This is a genomic window from Maricaulis sp. MIT060901 (assembly GCF_047123815.1).
In the GTDB taxonomy this organism is placed as follows: Bacteria; Pseudomonadota; Alphaproteobacteria; order Caulobacterales; family Maricaulaceae; genus Maricaulis.
On record NZ_CP138920.1, the window covers coordinates 2,606,259 to 2,620,569 of the forward strand.

The 14,311-nt window shown below is 60.1% G+C and carries 11 protein-coding genes and 1 other RNA gene; 11 read left to right on the plus strand and 1 reads right to left on the minus strand.

From position 1 onward, the window contains the following. Window positions 1–33: 33 nt before the first annotated feature. The 4 genes from SIC17_RS12760 to SIC17_RS12775 are packed head-to-tail and all read left to right on the plus strand — an operon-like array spanning window position 34 to window position 3,270. A complete protein-coding gene (locus SIC17_RS12760) occupies window positions 34–429 on the plus strand; it encodes a hypothetical protein (protein WP_412545603.1) in 396 nt (131 codons plus the stop codon). Beyond that, entirely contained in the window at window positions 411–1,646 is a 1,236-nt protein-coding gene (locus SIC17_RS12765; RefSeq protein WP_291892506.1) for a hypothetical protein, read from the plus strand. The genes SIC17_RS12760 and SIC17_RS12765 overlap by 19 nt, the downstream gene beginning before the upstream one ends. A 38-nt stretch (window positions 1,647–1,684) precedes the next feature. Further along, window positions 1,685–2,599 carry a DMT family transporter gene (locus SIC17_RS12770; protein WP_291892507.1) on the plus strand — a complete coding sequence of 305 codons (915 nt, stop codon included), beginning with the start codon at window positions 1,685–1,687 and terminating at the stop codon, window positions 2,597–2,599. Then, a complete protein-coding gene (locus SIC17_RS12775; RefSeq protein WP_291892509.1) occupies window positions 2,596–3,270 on the plus strand; it encodes an N-acetylmuramoyl-L-alanine amidase in 675 nt (224 codons plus the stop codon). The genes SIC17_RS12770 and SIC17_RS12775 overlap by 4 nt, the downstream gene beginning before the upstream one ends. Window positions 3,271–3,768: 498 nt before the next feature. On the opposite strand, the gene SIC17_RS12780 is transcribed toward SIC17_RS12775, so the two are convergent. After that, complete coding sequence (locus tag SIC17_RS12780; RefSeq protein WP_291892511.1) at window positions 3,769–6,780, minus strand: TonB-dependent receptor domain-containing protein; 3,012 nt, start codon at window positions 6,778–6,780, stop codon at window positions 3,769–3,771. Between the two features lie 411 nt (window positions 6,781–7,191). Here SIC17_RS12780 and rnpB point away from each other — a divergent pair. The 7 genes from rnpB to SIC17_RS12815 all read left to right on the plus strand — a co-directional run bounded on the left by rnpB (window position 7,192) and on the right by SIC17_RS12815 (window position 14,305). Continuing rightward, window positions 7,192–7,581, plus strand: an RNA gene (gene rnpB, locus SIC17_RS12785) — RNase P RNA component class A. Window positions 7,582–7,864: 283 nt separating this feature from the next. Then, window positions 7,865–8,326, plus strand: a complete 462-nt coding sequence (locus SIC17_RS12790; RefSeq protein ID WP_291892513.1) for a division/cell wall cluster transcriptional repressor MraZ — start codon at window positions 7,865–7,867, stop codon at window positions 8,324–8,326. Then, window positions 8,323–9,318 carry a 16S rRNA (cytosine(1402)-N(4))-methyltransferase RsmH gene (gene rsmH, locus SIC17_RS12795; protein WP_412545604.1) on the plus strand — a complete coding sequence of 332 codons (996 nt, stop codon included), beginning with the start codon at window positions 8,323–8,325 and terminating at the stop codon, window positions 9,316–9,318. Before SIC17_RS12790 ends, rsmH begins: the two co-directional genes overlap by 4 nt. Continuing rightward, a complete protein-coding gene (locus SIC17_RS12800; RefSeq protein ID WP_291892517.1) occupies window positions 9,315–9,695 on the plus strand; it encodes a hypothetical protein in 381 nt (126 codons plus the stop codon). Before rsmH ends, SIC17_RS12800 begins: the two co-directional genes overlap by 4 nt. Continuing rightward, complete coding sequence (locus SIC17_RS12805; RefSeq protein ID WP_412545605.1) at window positions 9,692–11,449, plus strand: peptidoglycan D,D-transpeptidase FtsI family protein; 1,758 nt, start codon at window positions 9,692–9,694, stop codon at window positions 11,447–11,449. The genes SIC17_RS12800 and SIC17_RS12805 overlap by 4 nt, the downstream gene beginning before the upstream one ends. Further along, the gene (locus SIC17_RS12810; protein WP_291892521.1) at window positions 11,446–12,900 is read left to right on the plus strand and encodes a UDP-N-acetylmuramoyl-L-alanyl-D-glutamate--2,6-diaminopimelate ligase; all 1,455 of its coding nucleotides are present in this window, start codon (window positions 11,446–11,448) and stop codon (window positions 12,898–12,900) included. Before SIC17_RS12805 ends, SIC17_RS12810 begins: the two co-directional genes overlap by 4 nt. Continuing rightward, the gene (locus tag SIC17_RS12815) at window positions 12,893–14,305 is read left to right on the plus strand and encodes a UDP-N-acetylmuramoyl-tripeptide--D-alanyl-D-alanine ligase (RefSeq protein WP_412545606.1); all 1,413 of its coding nucleotides are present in this window, start codon (window positions 12,893–12,895) and stop codon (window positions 14,303–14,305) included. Before SIC17_RS12810 ends, SIC17_RS12815 begins: the two co-directional genes overlap by 8 nt. Window positions 14,306–14,311 lie beyond the last annotated feature (6 nt).

Genomic DNA, 14,311 nt, shown 5'->3' on the forward strand with positions numbered 1-14,311 from the left:
TGTCGGGCAGAGGAAAGGACGTAACGCAAAGCAATGACGAACACACAGAACTCTTCCGGACAGTTTTTCGGTAACGGCGCAGGCGGTTTCCTGCGCGATATTCTGGCGGCGGTTGTCGCGATCGCTGCGGCGGTGCTTGTGTTTGTACTCGCCATGATGCTGACCGCCGCCTTCCTGTTTGTCCTCGGCGCGGCCCTCATGGCCGCTGGCGTTTACTGGCTGTGGCGCAAGGTGAAGCGCCCGTCCGCCAAACGCGAATTTGGCGAGGATGGCGTCGAGATCCTGGTCGCAACCCGCGGCCCAAGGGCTGGACGGTTGACGGCACCGACCCGTCCAATTCCTGATACACATCAATGTGAATGGTCGAACACGAGCACGCTGATAGCGTGGCGACAATCGTGGAGTAACGAATGCGCCGTGTTCTTCTAGTCCTCGCCATCCTGCTGCCGCTGTTGCTGGTCGGCTGTGTCAGCATGGCGCTTCCCAAAGTGTCGTCCCGCGAGGCCGGAGAGCCGGTCCAGCCCGACATTTCCACCATGGCCGCAAGCCGCGAGGTCTGGGAGGCGCAACGCCCGGAGCTGGCGCGCCTGTTCCAAAGTGAGGTTTTTGGTACCTATCCTGACCACGCTGTCACCCAGGTCCTTGATCGCCGAGTGATTGACGTCGATGCCTATCAGGGACGGGGCGTTCTGGAGGACTGGCATTTGTCGATGGCGGGTTTCGAGACCTATGTCGCGACTGTGCGCCCGAAAGGGATTGAGGGGCCGGTCCCCACCATCATCATGCAGATGTTCTGTGGCACGCGTGCGGCTCTTGGCGGCCATGAAGAGATGCGGCAAATGCCCGGTGCGCCCAATTGTGATGGGTCGGCCTGGATGACTGTGCCCATGTTGTGGATCTTCGGCGAGCATATCGCCGAGCCACCGGTGGCCGACATTCTGGATGCCGGTTACGCCGTCGCCTTTGTCTTTGCCGGTGATATCGTGCCGGACAGTTCCTCGCGTGCACCAGCGTCCCTGGAGCGTCTGATCCCAGAGGGCGATGGTGGTGCGATTGCAGCCTGGGCCTGGGTCTATTCCCGTGTCATCGATGTGCTGGATGATGCCCCGGAGTTCGATGAGGCGCGCACGGCTGTCTGGGGCCATTCGCGAAATGGCAAGTCGGCACTTCTGGTCGCGGCTTTCGACGAGCGTGTCGACCTGGTTATTGCCCACCAGGCTGGTACCGGTGGCACGACCTTGTCGCGCAGCCATAACGGCGAGAGCATCGCCCAGATCACCGATGGCTATCCGCACTGGTTTGCCCCGAACTATGCGGGGTATGCCGGCCGCGAGGACCAGCTTCCGGTCGACCAGCATCAGCTGATCGCCTTGATGGCTCCGCGTCCACTCATGATCGGAGGGGCCTGGCGGGATGCCTGGTCCGACCCAACGGGAAGTTTCCGTGCGGCCCAGGCCGCCAATCCGGTTTATGCGCTTTACGGTTCGGACGGTTTGAGCCAGGCGTCTATGGGCGATTTTGATCCGGAAGCGGATATTGCCCAATTCATGCGCCGCGGTCTGCATGGCGTACGTCCCGGTGACTGGCGCGCCTTCCTGGCATTCCTGGACGCGCATTTCGAGCCGGAGCGGCGCCCCGCTCAGTAAACGCTTGTCTCGCACGCCGACGCGCGCGAAGAAGACGTATGAAATTGCGCGATTTTCTCGCCCTGGTCGCGGTTTGCGTCGTGTGGGGCCTCAATTTTGTGGTGGCAAAGTTTTCGGTGACGGGCGCCCCGGGCTGGGTCCCGGGCTTTGAAGGCAGTCCGCCGATCTTTTTTGCCTTCCTGCGGTTCGCTCTTCTTTATGCGTTCCTGGCGCCGTGGTTGCGCCCGGGTCCGACGGATATGAAGACCATGATCGGCGTCGCCCTGTGTATGGGCGCGCTGCAGTACGTCCTGATTTTTCTCGGGCTTCAGACGGCCACACCCTCCGGGATGGCCATCGCCCTCCAGCTCGGCGTGCCGTTTGCGACCATACTTTCGGTATTCATGCTGAAGGAACAGATCGGAAAATTCCGTCTCGTCGGCATAGTCATAGCGTTTGGCGGAATCATGTTGGTCGTCGTCGATCCGCAGGGCGCCACACTGGAGCTCGGATTGATGATCGGAGTTGCAGCTGCCTTTGTCGGGGCGCTCGGCATGATCCTTGTCAAACGCATGCCACTCGATTCCATTCGCATGCAGGCCTGGATCGGCTTGATTTCCTGGCCGCCCCTCCTGGTGCTTTCACTCGTGACCGAACAGGACCAGATCTCGTCTGCGCTTTCTGGTGGATGGCCGTTTCTCGCGGCGCTCCTCTTTACCGTCGTGCTGGTCAACATATTCGGGCACGGCGTGTTCTATAATTTGCTGCAAAAATATGATGCGACGCTGATCGCGCCGTTGACCCTGATGGCACCGCTGGTCGGGGTCATTTCCGGTCTGGTGATCACGCATGATCCGGTCGGCTGGCAATTGCTGGTGGGCGGTGGTTTGACGCTGACGGGTGTGGGCATCATCGCCTTCCGCCAGAACAAGAAACTGCCTACCGCAGGTCTGGCCCGGGAGAAGACGCTGTGAGCCTGGACGTCATCGCTGCCCCGTCGCCGAATTTCAACGATCGCAAACTGCCGATCTCGCTGATCATCCTCCATTATACCGGCATGGAAACCGGCCGGGTTGCGCTGGAGCGGATGTGTGATCCGAACGCCCAGGTGTCAGCGCACTACATGGTCGAGGAAGATGGGCGCATTTTCCAGCTTGTCGCGGACGACAAACGGGCCTGGCACGCCGGCGTCAGTTATTGGCAAGGCGAGCGAGATATCAATTCTGCCTCGATTGGCGTGGAGATCGTCAACGGGGGGCATGATTTCGGTCTGCCGGAATATCCGGCGCAGCAGGTCGCGGCGGTGTGCTTGCTTGTGGACGAGCTGATGAGACGGCACGGGCTGAAGCCTCGACAGGTGATCGGCCATTCCGACATTGCCGTTGATCGCAAGCAAGATCCTGGTGAGCATTTTCCATGGACTGTGCTCGAAGGCAGGGGGCTTGCGGTGCAACTGCGCGGGGAGGCGGCAAGCGATACGCTGCTGTCGGATCTCGAACGCGCCGGTTATGATCCGGAAGCCGACCAAGAGGATGTCGTCCGCGCCTTCCAGCGCAGGCATCGGCCATTACAAGTGGACGGGCGGGTTGACGGCGAAACGTCGGCGCTTGTCGCAGCGGCTGCGGCAATATACGGCCGAAAATAACAAGGGAACGATGAATGCCTTCACCGTCCCCCCGCCACCCAGATCGGGTGGAACGTCTCATGAGTGCTCGTGACTTCACTCCCAGAGACTAGCCGGAACTCTAGAAATTCCGGATTCTTCAAACTCTTTCGGGGTGCGACATCCTCGTACATAAACGTGCACGAAACATTTCGAGCTACGCAGTGACCAACGCAGGATCCCACCGGGGTGCCGCCATCCCAGATCTTGTGCTGTCATATAATGCTAGAAACCTTGATGTCGAGTGTAGATGCAAAAACAAATTGCCGCTCATCGGGGCGGGGTAAGACGCGACAGCCAATGTCTGCATGTTTACCCGCGATGAGCGGCAATCTGATTTTCACGGCCGGAGGGCAATTCCGGCTACCCTTTTGAAACAAAAAGGGCGGTGGTTTGAACCACCGCCCCTTCGCTACCTCGGAGGGAGGTAATTCGCCCGTTGGGTGCTCGTGACTTCACTCCTAGGGGCTAACTGGAACTCTAGAAATCCCAGCTGAGACCGAAGCGTACGGAACGCGGAGCCTGGTAGCCAGACGCCAAGCCGTAGCGCGGGTTAGCCTCGTTGACGTACGGTGCAACGCCCGGAGCCGTAGCGGAGCTGTCACCAAACTCATAGATATCCGTTACGCCATCAGCATTGAGAACGTTGAAGATATCCATGCGCAGGGTCGGCTCACCCGGATACGGCAGGTTGGTCGGACGGTAGATGAAGGACAGGTCGAAGTTATACGTCCAGTCACTTTCCAGCTGAGAGCCACGCGGCGTCAGCTCACCACCACAGTACCAGGAAGAGGCACCGTATTCGTACGCAAACGCGTCAGTCGGGTGGTAACCGATACAACCGAAGGAACGCGGAGACGTCGCGTTGAAGCGACCGCCAACCGTGAACATTTCGTTGACCTGGTAGGAACCCCACAGCTTGAACTTGTGCGTACGGTGGTTCGGCAGGTCGCCGTTGGCACCGTCCGTCAGGCCCGGCTGGTCGAAGTCCTGGGTGATGCCTGCATCGTCCTGACCGTTGTCAGACTTTACAGAGCCCTCGTAGTTACCTTCGGAGCTGGAGATCGTCCAGGAACCGTGCAGGTCCCAACCATTGTCGAACTGACGGTCAAAGGTCAGCTCGAGCGCGGTATAGGTACGCTCTGCAGCCGGATAGCCAAGGTCAGCCGCAGACAGCTCAACTTGCTGATCCAGTTCCGGAAGATAGACATTCATGTCTTCGCCCGGGTTGGTCAGGACATACTGGTGGAAACCAGACCAAACGTCGGAACACGGCGTGCCACCCACGTCGATACCATTGGCATCACAGTAGGCGATGACAGCGGCGTCGATAGCAACGTCCTCGAGGGTCGAGCCCAGATCACGGTGCGTGAAGGACAGGCCGAAGTCCCAAAGGTCGTTCATGGTCCAGCGACCGCCCAGGATGATCTCGTCGACATACATCGGGTCGAGATTGGCATCCGTCGTGGAACGCGTATCCGGAACAGAACCGTCACCGAAGACCTGCTCGTAGAAGTTGCCCGTTACGCCACCGACAAAGGTCGGAACGAAGTTCGCATCAACTGCGGAGTAGTCATACCAGCGGTGGATATAGGTTTCGCCGCCAGCCATACGAATGTTGGTGTTCGTGGCAACCGGCAGGTAGTAGCGGCCCCAGGAACCGAACAGTTCCAGGTTTCCGTCACCCCAGACGTCATAGGCAGCCTGGATGCGCGGAGCCAGCTGGTTGCTGATTTCCGTGAACGTTTCGTCGTCCGAGTTGCGGTTGTCGAACGTTTCGTTACGCAGACCCAGGTTCAAGGTCAGCTGATCGGTGATCTGCCAGGAGTCCTGGATGTAGAACGCGGTTTGGATGGTCGTGAACGAACCACCAACCGAGTAATCACGCCAACGGACACACGGATCGCCGGTCAGGGCAACGCCACCGTTCGCACGGTAGATGTCACAATAGGCGCCGTCACCGTACAGGTAGTAAGCACCACCGGAGTTGATGACAGATGCGTCAGCCGTCAGTTCCTCACGGTCAACACCGATACGGATCTGGTGCTCACCCATGAAATTGGCAAACAGGTCGAGGTCGGCGCGGAACAGTTCGCGGGAATCTTCACCTTCAGAGATGGAGAAGTTGACCCAGTCACCCTGGCGGATGAAGCCCGTGCCCGTTTCGTAACGGTAGGTTGCCGGCAGATCGTCGGCAGAGGACTTGGACGTCTGACCGAAGGTCTGCTGACCATATGTGACAGAGAGCGTTGCCCAATCCGTCAGCTCTCCGGTGTAGTTTGCGATGAAGATGTCGCCGCCCTCGAGGGAGTAGCCTTCACCGTTGTAGGTTTCGCTGATGACGTTGCGGTCTTCGTAGCTGTCATAGCCAATATCATAGGTATTGGTGACAACACGACGGTCATCCGAGAACGCCGTCAGGCCGAGCGTGTGGCCTTCGAACAGGTTGGCGTCCAGCTTGATGCCCCAGAACGGATCTTCATCGACCGTTTCGAAGCGCTGACCGGAGGTCTGCTCGAAATTGATGTTGGAGTTCACGTATTCGAAGTTACGCGGAGAATACATCGCGTAGAAGAAGACGCGGTCTTCAACGATCGGACCGGACGCGTAGATGTTCATTTCCTGGCTGGTACGCTGGTCCAGGTCATTCGTCTGCGAGAAGGTGTTCGGAGAATCTTCGCGAAGTTCATCCGGGGAATAGAAGATGTTGAAGCCCCAGTGGAACTCGTTCGTACCGGAACGGGTTACTGCGTTGACAACACCACCCGTTGAACGGCCGAATTCAGCCTGGTAACCACCGGTCTTGACTTCGACCTGTTCGTAGAACTGGAACGGGATCGTGGACGCGCCAAGGAAGTTACGGAAGTTCGTAACGTTCATGCCGTTGATGTAGAAGGCGTTCTCACCAACAGAGGAACCACCGATGGAGGTGCCGCCGAACGCGGTGTCACCAGCAACGGTACCCGGAGCCAGCTGAGCCAGAGAGTCGATGTCACGGCCAACCGGGATCTGCTCGAAGATTTCGTCAACGTCGATGGTCAGGCCGGTCTCGGCGACCTGGAAGGTATTGGTCTGAACAGCCGTACCCGTAACCGTGATGACATCGGCGGTGGAAGAGCCAGCAGCCAGCGCGAAGGTGTAGTCAGACGTGCTACCGACGGAAACGCGCACAGCGTCGTCAGAGATCGATTGGTAACCGTCACGGCTGATGGTGATCGAGTGATTGCCGACAGCAAGGCGGCCGACAAAGAAGCTACCGTCCGCGCCGGTCGTTGCAGAACGAACCGAGCCACGTGCGGTATCGACGACGCGAACTGTCGCGCCGGCGACCGGGTTACCAGCCGTATCAACGACGGTACCCTGTACAGCACCGGTCGTATACGACTGGGCTGAGGCAACAGGTGCCAGAACAGCGGTCGTAGAGACTGCTGCGCCGAGCACCAGACCGACAGAAGCGGTCGTGCCAAGCATGATTTGCTTGAGAGTTTTCATTACATCCCTCCAGGACGGCAGCGCCGTCCATTGCGATTAGACACAGCAGGGGTGTTCGCCCGAAGCATAGTTTCGGCCGGTGCGAGCAGACGCACGAGTACAGTTCTGGCAAATTTTACCGTTGAATCCGCACTATATTGTAAGAGGTCTACCCTTCCCCTTTCGAGCGCTTCCCCAAGCGCCCAAAGTCACGCTGGCTCACGGATCCGTGAGCGTCAATGTGCAAACTGTAATAATTCCGACAGGCGGTGAATATTGGATACAAAATCGAGATTCTGTTGCAGTCACGCAACCTTGGGGTTTCAAAAACGGACCAGGTGTGCTCCGGAAGTTTCAAAATTGTACCAAAAGTAGGGTTTTATCGGGCCGAGATGCTTGCCTTGAACGTGAGCATGCTGTTTAAGCGCGCCGTCAGGCGGCTGGGCGGTCGCGGTCACAGGGCTGGAAACGGCGTGATCGAGGAAAGTCCGGGCTCCATGGAAACAAGGTGCCGGGTAGCGCCCGGCGGGGGAAACCCCAGGGAAAGCGCAGCAGAGAGCAGACCGCCTGCCAGAGCGTCAGCGACGGTAGGTAAGGGTGAAAGGGTGCGGTAAGAGCGCACCGCCCCGACCGCAAGGAAGGGGGCACGGCAAGCCCCACCTGGAGCAAGACCGAATAGGGATGAAAGCAGCCTCGAGCTGCACACGGGTTTCCACGTGTCATCCGGGTAGGTCGCACCAGCTGTGTCGCAAGGCGCAGCGCAGATGAATGATCGTCGCCCCGCAAGGGGAACAGAACCCGGCTTACAGGCCGCCTGACCTTTAGTTTCGCAAATAGTTAATTGTAAACGTTCAGGTCGAGCGCTGCTCAATATTTATGCACGCATTCTCTCCTTTTGTTCCGTCTCAAATGTGGCTGGCCGGCGAAGCCGGGTGGCTCGTTGTGGATATTAACTTAATGTTCCGCCTTTGTTCGAATTCCATTGGTTAATCGGGGTGTTAATCCATGAAAAACCATTCTTTCAACATTGTTTCCCATCTCATCCCATGTTATCCCATCGTTAACCATGAGAAGGTTCGTGCGGTTAGCTGGGGAGTAGGCGGACGTGTTCCTGTCCACCACCATCAATGGCGTAGATGCGAAGGGGCGGGTTTCCGTGCCGGCGGATTTCCGTGCGGTGGTTGGAGGCGGTGCGTTCGACGGCATCATTGTCTGGCCGTCCTTTGATGGAACTTATCTGGAAGGTGGTGGCCAGGCCCTGCTCGAGCGCTACCAGGCGCTGATCGAGGAGATGGATCCTTATGATGATGCGCGCATCGCCTTCGAGCGAGCGATCTTCGGTGCGGCGCGTCCATTGTCTTTTGATGCCAATGGTCGCGTGACCCTGCCGAAGGATTTCATCGACCATGCGGGTCTGGAGGGGAAGGCGACCTTTGTCGGGCTCGGCTCTCGTTTCGAGATCTGGTCTCCGGACATGTATGAGGCCCACAAGGCCAACGCGCAGTCCTTTGCCCGCGACAACAAGCGCGCGCTGAAGCTTGGTCCGCGTCCGGGGGGTTCGACATGAGCCATTATCCCGTGATGTTGAGCGAAGTGTTGGAGGGGCTGCGTCCACAGGCGGGAGAGGCGCATCTCGATGGCACTTTTGGCGCCGGCGGCTATTCGCGCGCCATTCTCGGTGCCGCCGGGTGTTCCCTGATTGCGGTGGACCGCGACCCAACCGTCCGTGTGGTCGTGGATCAGTTTCGCAGCGAATTCGGTGAGCGTTTCAGCTTCCATGCTGGTCCGTTTTCCGAGCTTGAGGCAGCTGTCGCAGAGAGCGGGCGCGAGCATATCAATGGTGTCGTTCTGGACATCGGCGTGTCCTCGATGCAGATCGACCAGGCAGAACGTGGTTTCTCGTTCAGCAAGCCGGGCCCGCTGGACATGCGCATGTCAGGTGAGGGGGCCTCGGCCAGCGACGCGATCAATCGTCTGAGCGAGCGCGAGTTGGCGGATATATTTTATGTCTACGGCGAAGAGCGCAAATCCCGCCGGGTTGCGCAGTTTGTGGTTCGCGCGCGTGGCGAGAGCCCGATTACGACAACGGATCAGCTTGCCGAGATCGTTTCCCGCGCAATTGGCGGAAAACACATGAAGATTCACCCTGCAACACGTGTGTTTCAGGCCCTGCGCATTTTTGTGAATGACGAGCTCGGCGAGCTCGCGCGGGCTTTAAGTGCTGCAGAGCGCGTTCTGGCGCCAATGGGGAGGTTGGTGGTGGTTACGTTCCATTCATTGGAGGACCGCATGGTTAAGACATTCATGCGGGCTCGATCTGGTCTCGCCGGTGGCGGTGGCTCCCGTCACAATCCAGTCGCTGTTGAAGGGCCGGAGGCAACATTCTCGCTGGAGACCCGCAAGGCCGTTACGGCGACGGAACAGGAATTGTCCGAAAATCCGCGTTCCCGTTCCGCAAAACTGCGTATCGCCGTTCGCACGCAAGCGCCGAGTTGGCAGGAAGAGGAGTTCGTGATGCCCGGAGTTGTGCCGCTTTCCAAGCTGGAGGCTGCGCTATGATCCGCGTGCTGAACGGAGTTGCCCTTCTCGTGGCCGTGACCCTTGCCGTTGCCCTCTATATTGCCAAGACAGAGGCGAAGTCTTCTCAGGAGCGTCTGGAGATGATTCAGGCCCAGCTCGCCGAGGAGCGCCGCCAGGTCAATGTGCTCAATGTCGAGATTGCTCATCTGGAAGAGCCTGAGCGTTTGCGCGCGCTGGCGCGTCGCTATCTTGGTCTCGAACCGCTCGATCCGAGTCGTGAGATCGCGGTAAATGACCTGCCCATCCTCACTGATGTCGAGGAAGAGGAGGGGCTGCGCGAAGACATGCTGCTTTCCAGCGACACGGGAGAGCTGGCGCTCGCTGAGGCCGCTCCGGCGGGAGGTCCCGATCGATGAAGCTGTGGCCGTTTCGCCGATCTGTCTCGACGGAGACAGTCAATCCAGCGCTGCCTCCCCTGGCGGAAGCGGCGCCGGCGGACATGTCACGCCTGCTTCGTGTCGAAAGTGATGAGGTCCAGGCCCTGGAGCAGGCGCGGTCCCGCCTGAGAATGCTTGGCCTGGCGGTCGCGGTCGGGTTTGGCCTTCTCGCGTTGCGTTCCATCGAAATGGCTGTCGCGCATCCATCTGATCCACTGGCGGGCGTGAATGCGGATATCGCGTCGGTTGGGCGTGGAGAGATCTTTGACCGCACAGGCCAGGTCCTGGCGACGACACTTGAAACACACTCGTTGTACGCAGACCCGACCCAGGTCTGGGATGCAGCGGAAACGGCCGAGGCGCTGTCCGGCGTTCTCCCGGGACTGGATACGGAGCGCGTGATCCGCGACCTGTCCTCACGACGTCGTTTTGTCTGGATCCAGCGCAATCTTACACCCCGCCAACGCCAGGCTGTCTTTGCCCTCGGGCTACCCGGCGTTGGGTTCAGGTCTGAACCGCGTCGTGTTTACCCGCGTGGCCGTCTGGCATCGCATGTTGTGGGTTACACCGACCGGGACATGGCGGGGCTGGCCGGCGCAGAGCGCGCCTTCAATTCGGCTCTGTCTTCCGGCGACGGCCGTCCGGTGGCGCTGTCCATCGACATGGCTGTGCAATTTCATCTCGATGAAGTCCTTCGCGCCAGCATGATCGAATTCGATGCTCTCGCAGCGTCAGGCATCGTCATGAATGTGCGTACGGGCGAGATTGTCGGTATGGTGTCCCTGCCTGACTTCGATCCGAACCGTCCAATGGAGAGCGAACCAGGCGAGCGCCTCAACCGGTCCGCCCAGTCGGTTTACGAGATGGGGTCCACCTTTAAGGCTTTCACCGTGGCGCTGGCGTTGGAAACGGAAACAGCGACACTGGAGAGTGGTTACGATGCCTCCAATCCGCTGCAGCTGGGTGGCCACACCATCAATGACTACCACGCCGAGGATCGCTGGCTGACCCTGTCGGAAGTGTTCACGCATTCCTCCAATATCGGTTCCTCGCTGATTGCGCTGGAAGCCGGGTCGGATGCGCAGCGCGGTTTCTTGGGTGATCTTCGTCTGCTAGAGCGTGCCCCGATCGAGCTGATCGAAAGCGCTGATCCATTGTTGCCGCGTCAATGGGCGCAAACCGAAACGGCGACCATTTCCTATGGCCACGGCATCGCGGTCAGCCCGATTGCAACGATCGCGGCCTTCGCGGCGATTGCCAATGACGGTGTCTATGTGCCGCCGACCCTGCAGCCGGTCGCGGCGAACGAAACCCTTGTTGGCGAGCGTGTGATGAGTTCGGATAGTGCGCGCGATGTTCTGGCGCTGATGCGTGAGAATGTCACGGACGGTACGGGCGGCAGTGCCGAGGCGCAGGGTTATCGCGTCGCCGGCAAGACCGGTACGGCCGAAAAACCCCATCGCGGGGGGTATGACAGCAGCCGCCTTATTTCCTCCTTCTCGGCCGTGTTCCCCTATGACGACCCGCAATATGCGGTGCTGGTGTTGTTGGACGAGCCGCAGGGCAATGAATCGACCTATGGCTACGCCACAGGGGGATGGACAGCGGCTCCGGCGACGGGGGAGATCATCTCCCGTATTGCGCCAATCCTCGGTGTGGAGCGATCCAACGAGGACCATGACAGTCGCGCAGCGCTGGTTCGAGCCGCGCTGATGCCGGAGGACATTCCGTGAAACTCGCCGACTTGCTGCCAGCGTCCGCGCTGAGACCCGGCTATGACCAGATCGAAGTGAAGGGTCTGACGCTGGACAGCCGCAAGATCGAGGGCGGCTGGGTGTTTGCCGCCTTGCCGGGCTTTTCTGTTCACGGTCGCCAGTTCGCGGCCAGAGCTGAAGCGGCGGGCGCCGTCGCGATTATCTGCGACGGTGAAATCGATGATGTCTCGATCCCGGTCATCATCGCTGAAGATGCGCCCGCCTTGTTCGCTGACATGGCCGCGCGTTTTTATCCTCAGCAGCCGGCCAATATCGTCGCCATCACCGGGACCAATGGCAAAAGTTCGACCGTCGAGTTTGTTCGCCAGATCTGGACAGCCGCCGGGCTGGACGGGGCAAGCCTGGGAACGCTGGGCGTGGCCCGCGGGACCAGTTCCGAGGTCACCGGTTACACGACGCCGGACGCCGCCGCCCTGCATAAATCGCTCGACGCCCTGGCCCGGGACGGGGTGACCCATCTGGCCATGGAGGCGTCCAGCCACGGGTTGAAACAGCGCCGCATGGAAGCCGTGCGAGTGACCCTGGCAGCCTTTACCAACCTCACCCAGGATCATCTGGATTATCACCCTGACTTCGAGGATTACTTCGCCTCCAAGGCACGTCTCTTCCTGAACTTTCTCGATGCCGGTGGCCCCGCCATCATCAATACTGACAGCGAGTGGGGCGAGCGCATGGCGGAGTTGGCGCGTGAGCGCGGGCTGGACATCTCAACCATCGGATGGCGTGGCCAGGACCTGCAGATCTGCGAGATCACCCCGCGCGCGGCCAGCCAGGATGTTGTGTTTCGCTGGAAAGGCGAGGAGATCCGCCTCGAGATACCGCTCGTCGGAGAGTTCCAGATCCTTAATGCGCTCGGAGCCGCTGCAATTGCCCTTGCTGGAGGTGTCGACAAGGCCGTTGTTCTGGGCACGCTGGGCAAGCTTGGCGGTGTTCCCGGGCGGCTCGACAAGGTTGGCGAAACGCGCGAAGGCGCCCCGGTGCTCGTCGATTACGCGCATACGCCGGATGGTTTGGACAAATTGCTGCGGGCTGCACGTCCTCACACCAAGGGACGTGTGATGGTTGTGTTTGGCTGTGGCGGCGATCGCGATCCGGACAAACGCGCCAAGATGGGGGCGATCGCCCGGAAACTCTCGGATGTCGCGATCGTTACCGATGACAATCCACGATCTGAAAATCCCGCGGCAATCCGCGCTGCTGTGCTGAGCGGCTGTCCGGACGCGCTGGAGATCGCGGATCGTCGAGAGGCGATCAATCACGGCGTCGGTCTGCTGCGCGAGGGCGATTGCCTGCTCGTCGCCGGCAAGGGCCATGAAACCGGCCAGACTGTTGCGGGCGTCGTGCACCCATTTGATGATCGCGACGTGTCCCGCGAGGCGCTTGAGGCGAGGGAGGCCGAGCATGTCTGATCCGCTCTGGACTGCGAAACAGGCCCTGGCCGCGACCGGTGGCGAGCTGACCCGTGATATCGACTGGACCTGTAACGGCGTCTCGATTGATACACGTTCGATCTGTCCGGGCGATTTGTTTGTGGCGCTCACGGACATCCGTGACGGGCATGAATTCGTGCCGGATGCCATGGCCCGCGGCGCGTCCGCCGCACTGGTTGAGCGCTCGGCCGGTTTGCCTGGTTCGCACCTGAAAGTGTCCGACAGCCTGGATGCGCTACGCGCACTGGGCGCGGCCGCGCGTGATCGCTCGTCGGCCATTCGTGTCGCTGTCACAGGCAGTGTTGGCAAGACCAGCGTCAAGGAAGCCCTTGCGGCCGTTTTCCGTGCTGCCGGCCCGGCGCACTGGAGTGTGAAGTCCTACAATAATCACTGGGGCGTGCCGCTGACCCTGGCGCGAATGCCCGCGGATACCGAACGCGCTGTCTTTGAAATGGGCATGAACCACGCGGGCGAAATCCGGGATTTGTCGTCCCTGGTCCAGCCCCATGTCACTCTGATCACGCGTATCGGCGAGGCGCATCTGGAAAACCTGGGTTCGATTGAAGCCATTGCAGATGCCAAGTCCGAGATTTTCGAAGGTATGGAGCCGGATGGCGTAGCCATTATCCCGGCTGACGATCCTCTGGGAGAACGCATCGCCCAGCATGCGCGCAATTCCTCTGCCGCTTTCCTGCTGGAATTTGGTCGCGCATCACACGCAGCAGTCCGGATCGAGGAATTCGAAACCGGCCTTGATGGCAGTCGCGGACGTATCAATGTGATGGGTAATCGTGTGCCGTTCCGATTGGCCGCATCCGGTGAGCACTGGGCCTGGAATACGGCCGCTGTCTTTGCAGCGGCGGCTGCGACTGGGCTCGATGCGCGCGATGTGGCGGACGCCCTGGCTGAGGTCGATGCCGCAGCCGGCCGCGGCCGTGCCGTGAAGATCTCGCTGCCGGGTGGTGGTGAGGCTACGCTGCTGGACGATGCCTATAATGCCAATCCGGTCTCCATGCGCGCCGCAATGAGTTCCCTGGCGGCAGCTCGACCGGAAGGAGAGGGGCGCCGTATTGCCGTGCTCGGTGATATGCTGGAGCTGGGTGCGTCCGGACCGGCATTGCACGCAGAGCTGGCGGAGCCTTTGCTGAGCGCTAACACTGATCTGGTTTTTTCCTGCGGCAGCCTGATGAAACACCTGCATGACGCCTTGCCCGCACCGTTGCGCGCGGGCTATGCGAAGAGTGCCAGTGAAGTGCTTGAGCCGCTGAAATCTGAGCTTCGATCGGGGGATGTCTTGCTGATGAAAGGCTCCAACGGTTCCGGGCTCCACAAGATTGCCGCAGTTCTGGCCGATGGCACTGCATTCGACCTGACGGAGGCCTGACCGCCA